Origin of the sequence: Microseira wollei NIES-4236 (assembly GCF_020521235.1) — a bacterium.
Taxonomy (GTDB): Bacteria; Cyanobacteriota; Cyanobacteriia; order Cyanobacteriales; family Aerosakkonemataceae; genus Microseira; species Microseira wollei.
In genome coordinates, this window is sequence record NZ_BLAY01000481.1 from 1 (window position 1) to 838 (window position 838).

The window sequence follows — 838 nt, forward strand, 5'->3', positions numbered from 1 at the left end:
TCTTTGCACCAAATCAAAAGACTTCGCTGCCTTGCCCCTACCCTCAAACATCGCCACACCCACGATATGTAGGGGCAAGGCATTCACAATCTTTGCACCAAATCAAAAGACTTCGCTGCCTTGCCCCGAATGCCGCCAACGAATACCACACCCACGATCTTTCGGGGCAAGGCACGACCATCTCTGTACCAGACCAAAAGCGATGATTGCCCCTACCCTCAAACATCGCCACACCCACGATCTTTCGGGGCAAGGCACGACCATCTCTGTACCAGACCAAAAGACTTCGCTGCCGTGCCCCTACCCTCAAACATCGCCACACCCACGATATGTAGGGGCAAGGCACGACCATCTCTGTACCAGACCAAAAGCGATGATTGCCCCTACCCTCAAACATCGCCACACCGACGATATGTAGGGGCAAGGCACGACCATCTCTGTACCAGATCAAAAGACTTCGCTGCCGTGCCCCTACCCTCAAACATCGTCACACCCACGATATGTAGGGGCACGGCATCCACAATCTTTGTACCAGACCAAAAGACTTTGCCGCCGTGCCCCGAATGCCGTCAACGAATACCACACCCACGATATCTAGGGGCACGGCATCCACAATCTTTGTACCAGACCAAAAGACTTCGCTGCCGTGCCCCTACCCTCAAACATCGTCACACCGACGATATGTAGGGGCACGGCATCCACAATCTTTGCACCAGACCAAAAGACTTCGCTGCCGTGCCCCTACCCTCAAACATCGTCACACCGACGATATGTAGGGGCACGGCATCCACAATCTTTGCACCAGACCAAAAGACTTCGCTGCCGTGCCCCTACCCTC

1 protein-coding gene is annotated in these 838 nt (G+C 54.5%); it reads left to right on the top strand.

Annotated features, from left to right (window positions below):
* Positions 1-418: hypothetical protein (locus MiSe_RS49370; protein WP_226594918.1), on the top strand; the 418-nt coding region annotated here is incomplete at its 5' end.
* Positions 419-838 lie beyond the last annotated feature (420 nt).